Source organism: Sphingomonas sp., from assembly GCF_036388435.1.
In the GTDB taxonomy this organism is placed as follows: Bacteria; Pseudomonadota; Alphaproteobacteria; order Sphingomonadales; family Sphingomonadaceae; genus Sphingomonas.
On record NZ_DASVRV010000011.1, the window covers coordinates 43578 to 49730 of the forward strand.

Annotated in this window: 7 protein-coding genes; 1 reads left to right on the forward strand and 6 read right to left on the reverse strand. The window is 68.9% G+C overall.

Annotated features, from left to right (window positions below):
* Window positions 1-5: 5 nt before the first annotated feature.
* Entirely contained in the window at window positions 6-272 is a 267-nt protein-coding gene (locus VF592_RS03115) for a hypothetical protein (protein ID WP_331004140.1), read from the forward strand.
* A gap of 23 nt (window positions 273-295) precedes the next feature.
* Here VF592_RS03115 and VF592_RS03120 read toward each other — a convergent pair whose 3' ends face one another.
* From VF592_RS03120 to VF592_RS03145, 6 genes are all read right to left on the reverse strand, one after another.
* Entirely contained in the window at window positions 296-1597 is a 1302-nt protein-coding gene (locus VF592_RS03120) for a hypothetical protein (RefSeq protein ID WP_331004141.1), read from the reverse strand.
* A 101-nt stretch (window positions 1598-1698) separates the two neighbouring features.
* On the reverse strand, window positions 1699-2253 hold the full coding sequence (locus VF592_RS03125; protein WP_331004142.1) for a CHAP domain-containing protein: 555 nt from the start codon (window positions 2251-2253) through the stop codon (window positions 1699-1701).
* Window positions 2254-2339: 86 nt separating this feature from the next.
* Complete coding sequence (locus VF592_RS03130; protein WP_331004143.1) at window positions 2340-3194, reverse strand: MoxR family ATPase; 855 nt, start codon at window positions 3192-3194, stop codon at window positions 2340-2342.
* 80 nt (window positions 3195-3274) lie between these two features.
* Complete coding sequence (locus VF592_RS03135) at window positions 3275-4036, reverse strand: DUF6975 family protein (RefSeq protein ID WP_331004144.1); 762 nt, start codon at window positions 4034-4036, stop codon at window positions 3275-3277.
* A gap of 278 nt (window positions 4037-4314) precedes the next feature.
* Window positions 4315-5022, reverse strand: a complete 708-nt coding sequence (locus tag VF592_RS03140; RefSeq protein WP_331004145.1) for a hypothetical protein — start codon at window positions 5020-5022, stop codon at window positions 4315-4317.
* A gap of 103 nt (window positions 5023-5125) precedes the next feature.
* Window positions 5126-6153, reverse strand: a 1028-nt coding sequence (locus VF592_RS03145) for a TonB-dependent receptor domain-containing protein (RefSeq protein ID WP_331004146.1), incomplete at its 5' end; no start/stop codon positions are given.

A 6153-nucleotide genomic window follows, 5' to 3' on the forward strand; every position in this document is an offset into this window, starting at 1 on the left:
GGCCGATGGACTTCGACCGCCTGCTCATCCGCTTCTTCGGCACCGACGACATCGCGACGCTTCCGCCGGCACGGATCGGCGAGGGAATGGAGCGGCTGCGGCTCCAGTTCGGGCTGGAACAGGATAACGGCCGGCGCTTTGCCCTGTGGTGCCTGCTCTACATGCTCGGCGATGCCCCGGACGTCGACGACGCCTTTGACGACCGCGACGACCGCGAGGCCGCGCGCGACTTCATGGACATGACCGACCGCGAGCTGGAAGGCGACGACTAGCCGGACCCGTCGCCTTCCGGCCGCTATAGCAGGAAGCCGTCCGCGCCCAACTGGCCGAGCGCGACGCCGCGCAACAGCAGGTCATGGGTGGCGTCCAGCGTGATGAGAACGTCGGTCCCCCCGTCCAGGGTCGTAATCTCGCGCGCGCGCGCCGGATCGAGCGGGTCGATCCCCGTCAGCCCGAGCGCACGCAGGTCGATCCGGTCCAGGAACGGATCGAACCCGTCGATCGCCAGGTGACGCTCGCCCGACGCGAAGGCGAAGACATCGGCGCCGCTCGTCCCCAGATCCTTGTCGACCCGCCCGTCGCTGCCGCCGTCGAAGGTCAGTACCGATCGCGCCGCGTCCAGCGTGAAGCCGTCGCGGAACAGTTCGTGCCACACATCCTGCTCGCCCAGTCCCGCGTTGCGCCCGAACAGCTCGGTATAAAGACCCGACAGCGCGGATCGCGTATGGGTCGTACCCAGCGCGTCGCCCAGAACGGCTTCGCGCACCGCCAAAAAGTCCGATCCCGCCCGTATCTCGCCGCGCCAGAAGGCGATCTCGCCGACGGATGCCGCGCGCCCGCCATAGTCGCGATAGATGGTGTCGATCTGACCGGCCGCCAACGCACGTCCCGAAGGATCGTCGAGGAGCGCGGCGCGTACCTCCGCGAAACTGGTGCCGATCCGAACCTCGTTGGTCCAGAAGCTTACCTCGCCCGCGCCCGCGGCGCGTCCCAGATACTCGGTGTAAAGCGCGGCGATCCGGTCGGCGGCGAAGTTCTGGCCGGCGGGGTCGAGAATGATGCCCTCGCGCACCTGCGCGAAGGCGACGCCGGCGCGGACCTGACCGTGCCAATAGGCCAGCTCCTCCGCGCCCGCCCTCCTGCCCAGATAGTCGCGGTACAACTCGCCCAACACCGCATCGGTGTTCGCCCGGCCGAGCGGATCGTCGAGGATCGCCGCCCGGACCTTGGCCAGATCGGTCCGTTCCGCCGACAGCTCGCCCGTCCAATAGGCGAGCTCCGCCCCCGACGCGCCGCGCCCGCCGAAGGTGGCGTAAAGACCGTTGACCGACGACGCGGTGGCCACCGCGATCATTCCGTCGGCGAAGCGTATCCGTTCGATCCCCCGAAGCTGGTCCGACCCCTCGGGACCGGTGACGGTCACGACGCCACCGTCGGAAAAGGCGAAGCCGCTCATCTGCAGCGTTCCACCGAAGGTGGCGGTGTCGACGCCTTCTCCCCCGTCGATCCGGTCGTCGCCGAGCCCGCCGAAGATCACGTCGTCGCCCTCGCTGCCCGTGATGAGGTCCGGTCCGGATGTCCCGATGAATTGCGCCATGTCGTCTATCCTCTTTTTCCGGCTATTCAGATTGGCGGGCGGAACGCGACCGATACCGCGCGGGAGCGCCGCGGGCCGCGCCGGCGGCCCCGGGCGTGCTTCTATCGCGCACGGATTCCCGGCACATAGGAGTCGATCAGCGCCCCGACATAATCGGGGTCCGTCCCCGTCAGCTCGCGCGCGGGCTTGCCGCCATGGATGAAACCCTTGACCGGATAGATCCCGCCGCCCAGCCCCTCATTGTCGCGATACCAGACCTTGACCGCGCTCCAGTCATTGTCGTCCGACACGTCGTGAAGCGTCACATCCTGCTCGGCACGGCCGCGCTGGCCATTCTGGCGTGACCAATTCGCATGGGTCAGCATCACGGTGCGCCGCTCCACCACGCGGCTGACGACCGCGACATGGCCATAAGGCAGGCGCGCGGTCTTGCTGAACACGATCACCGATCCGACGCGCGGCCTGCTGCCCCGGTCATAGCGTCCCTCCGCCTGGTCCCACCAGGTCCAGGCGTCGCCGAAGATCTGGATGCCCGACGCCGCCCGCGCGAAGGGAACGCACTGGCCGACATAGTCGAGCAGCGACGAGGCCGGTGCCGCCGCCGTGGAAACCAGGCCGCCGATCAGGACCCCGGCCTTGAGGAACGCCTTCCGCATGTCGCGGGTCTAGCGCGGACAGGGTGAGCAAAGCGTTACCGCGGGACCTTCGGTGCAACCGGCCCGTCCGTCCGGCTAAGAGGAAGTCAGCCCCGGTTCGCCTGCCGTTTGGCCATGAAGGCCAGTCGCTCGAACAGCATCACGTCCTGCTCGTTCTTCAGCAGCGCGCCGTGAAGCGGCGGGATCGCCTTGGTCGGATCGCGATTCTGGAGCACGTCGAGCGGCATGTCCTCGTGGAGGAGCAGTTTCAGCCAGTCGAGCAGTTCGGAGGTCGACGGCTTCTTCTTCAGGCCGGGCACGTCGCGCATGTCGTAGAACATGTCCATCGCCTTGGCGACGAGCATCCGCTGAACGCCGGGGAAGTGGACATCGACGATCGCCTGCATCGTGTCGCGGTCGGGGAATTTGATATAGTGGAAGAAGCAGCGACGCAGAAAGGCGTCGGGCAGCTCCTTTTCGTTGTTGGAGGTGATGACGACGACCGGCCGCTCGACCGCGCGCACCGTCTCGCCGGTTTCGTACACATGGAATTCCATGCGATCGAGTTCCTGGAGCAGGTCGTTGGGAAATTCGATGTCGGCCTTGTCGATCTCGTCGATCAGAAGGACGGGCGGGGTCGGGTGGGTGAAGGCGTCCCACAGCTTGCCCCGCCGGATGTAATTGCCGATGTCGTGAACCCGCGGATCGCCGAGCTGCCCGTCGCGCAGCCGGCCCACCGCGTCATATTCGTACAGGCCCTGCTGCGCCTTGGTCGTCGACTTGACGTTCCACTCGATCAGGTCCGCGCCCAGCGCCGCGGCGATCTCCTGCGCCAACACCGTCTTGCCCGTGCCCGGCTCGCCCTTGACCAGGAGCGGGCGACGAAGCGTCACCGCCGCGTTGACCGCGACCTTCAGGTCGTCGGTCGCGACATAGCTGCTCGTACCCTCGAAGCGTTTCATGTAGGCCCGTCCCATCCTTGGTGATCGGGCCGGGCGATGCGTCATTCGTCGTCGGGTGGCAAGCGGGCGGATGCGGTCCCTCAGCCCTCGCGCGCGATCGCGCGCGCTTCCAAGAGGCTCCACAACGCCCGGTGCTGGTCGAGCAGCGCGCGCGCGCCGAACATCATCGCCCGCTCCAGCCCGGCGCCGTCGGCCAGGCGGCCGAGCAGCGCCGCGGTGTCGGCGGGCGCAGGCAGGGTCAGGGGAGGCAGCGCCACCCCATAAGCCTCCGCCGCGCGCGCGATCACCGCGCGGATCATGACCCAGTCCAGCGCCAGCGCGGCCGCCGCGCCGGTCGCCACGCCCGCCCGGTCCGAGCGGGCCAGCATCCGAAAGGCGTGGCGCTGCGTCACGAACGCCGCATCGGTCGCCGCCTGTCCGGGCGTCGAGGGCAGCGGACCCGCCGCCGCCACCGTGCGCGACAGCAGCGCGCGCTCCGCCGCCATCCCGGCCGCCACCTCGTCCAGCCAGGCCGCCGCCGGCCCGACCGCGGGATGAACGCGCGCCTCGTCCGCCAGACCCCGGTGGACGCCGTGCACCGCGCATAGCGCATGGATCGCATCGGCCAGGTCGATGCGCCGTGCCATCGGCATGTGGCCGGCGGGCCGGGCCGGCTGCGCCAGGCGGCGTTCCACCCAATCGGCCGCGCCGCGTTCGGTTCCCCGACGGTCGCCGCCGCTTCGGCGGTCGGCCGCGCACAGCCGGCGAGACTGGTGATGCGCGCCGCTACCCTCGGCGGCGACCAGCGCGCCGACACCGTCCCACATATGTCCGTCGGCGTCGGCGACGAGGTGAAGAGCCATGCCCGTATTCCCATTGGTGAGCGGCCTGCGCCTGAGGCGACATGCGGGCTCCGTTCTCCCGGCTCGCTGTAAAGGCCGTGCGTAAAGGCGCGGTGTGCAGCGCGTTAAGCAACCGGCAACCCTATGCCGCCCGGCGGCGCGGTTCTGCCGGTCTTCCGCGCCTGCGCGACACCGGTCGGGCTGAAGAGGCCGCCTCGGCAGGCGAGCGGGATCCGAGGCGCGGCCGGAGTCATATCGGGTACGCCCAGGCCGAAGCAGGTTCGGGTGAGCGGGCCGTGTCAGCCCGTCCGTCCGCCGGGCGGGGGATCTTCGATGCCTCCCATCCCGCCGCCCGTGCCGCTCCCCATGCCGCCGCCAGTCCCTCCGCCGCCCCGGCCTCCGCCGCTGGCGTCTTCACGGCCCTTGCCACGCGCGGCCGAGCCCGAGGGTCGCGTCGGGCCCTGCGCCGGGATGACGAGGTCGGCGGGGATCGCGTCCAGATCGAGCGCCTCGCGTACAAAGGCGCGCAGGCTGCGCACAAGCTCATGGGTATGGACGGGTCGCCCCGCCGCCAGCTCGCGCGCGGCGACCGCGGCCAGGCGCACCTGTTCCTCCGTGCCCAGCAGGATGATATCCGACAGCGCGGCCTCCACGGCGTCGCGGATGCGGCGTGCGCGATCCGATCCGGCGATGCTCGCCACGGTCAGGTCAAGCCCTGGCTCGGTGGTGTCGTTCGTCGCGGTCCCGCCCGCTCCGGCGCGACGCCGCAGGTCGCCCAGATGGGTGGGATCGACCTGGAGCTCGCCGGTGAACGATCCCCCCAGCACCTTGTACGCCGCGATCAACGTGCGCAGCCGTTCGTTGATCTGCCGGTTCAGCCGTTCGCGCCGCTGCTGGACGGTGACCATCGCCAGCAACCGCACGCCCACCCCGATCAGCGCGAACAGCGCAAGGCCGATCAGCGTGGTGAGGACGCTTTGCCAGGAAGAGAAATCGAGTGCGCGCACGAGGAACCTCCACCGCGCCTAACGCCCGGGAAGGGCGGGCGGACGCGTCAGTCCGGGCCGCGGGGGGAACGGAGCGTCGGCATCGCTCCGCCCCCGTTCGCCCTCAGAACTGCGCGGTGAAGCGTCCATAAAGGAAACGGCCGTTGAAGCCGAACGGCGAAAACGTGCTGTACGGCTGGTAATAGGCGTCGACCGGATAGCTGCCCCCGACGGAGGCGGGCCGGAGCCCGGTCGGACGACGGGTCGGATAGACGTCGAACAGGTTGTTGGCGCCGATCGCGAACGTCGCATGTTCCTTGAATGTGTAGCGAAGCTCCAGGTCGGTGATCCATTTGGGCGCCAGCCGCAGATCGTCGGGACCGAGGGCGGTCAGGCTGGTCGGCTCCGTGATCGGCACCGTGGCGCCGGGCGAGATCACCTCGCCATAGCGTGTCGTGCGCGCCGAGATCCCGAACGCGCCGACCGTACCGTCGGCGGACAGGACGAGCTTGTCCTCCGGCTGGCCGTCCGTGAAGCGGATGCCCTCGAGCCGGCCGAACAGCACGAGCCTGGGGATCTGCGCCAACGGTCCGAGCGCGTCGAGCCTCCGATCGATCTTGTTCTGGTTGTAGTTGTACGCCGCGGTCAGCGACCAGCGGCCCAATCCGCCCAATCCGAACCGGTACACGCCGACGATGTCGACACCGCGCGTCGTCGTATCGAGTCCGTTGATGAAAAAGCGTGCCGCGCCGACGGACTGGAAACCGTTGGCGTCCAGGATCGCCTTCACCGCGGTATTGACCGCGGTTTGATCGGCCGCGAGCAGCCCCGTCGCGGCCGCACCGAGATTTTCGGTCAGGACGATACGGTCCTTGATCTTGATCTGGTAGATGTCGGCGGTGATGCTGAGGCCGCGAAAGGGATTGAGCGCCGCACCGAGACTGATGTTGACGGATTTTTCGGCTTCGAGCGGTTTGGCGCCGAGTGCCTGGGCGACCGGGCTGTCGACCGCCACCGTGCTGATCTCGACCGGCACCCCGCTGATGAAATTGGTGGAGGTGGTGGTGAAGAATTGCTGTTGCAGCGACGGAGCCCGGAACCCGTTCGATATGGACCCGCGGATCGCCGCGCCGTCGACCAGTTCGTATCGCG

Coding starts and splice junctions, on each gene's coding strand:
- VF592_RS03130 (WP_331004143.1), bottom strand. CDS start 3,194: ATGAAACGCTTCGAGGGTACGAGCAGCTATGTCGCGACCGACGACCTG.
- VF592_RS03115 (WP_331004140.1), top strand. CDS start 6: ATGGACTTCGACCGCCTGCTCATCCGCTTCTTCGGCACCGACGACATC.
- VF592_RS03120 (WP_331004141.1), bottom strand. CDS start 1,597: ATGGCGCAATTCATCGGGACATCCGGACCGGACCTCATCACGGGCAGC.
- VF592_RS03125 (WP_331004142.1), bottom strand. CDS start 2,253: ATGCGGAAGGCGTTCCTCAAGGCCGGGGTCCTGATCGGCGGCCTGGTT.
- VF592_RS03135 (WP_331004144.1), bottom strand. CDS start 4,036: ATGGCTCTTCACCTCGTCGCCGACGCCGACGGACATATGTGGGACGGT.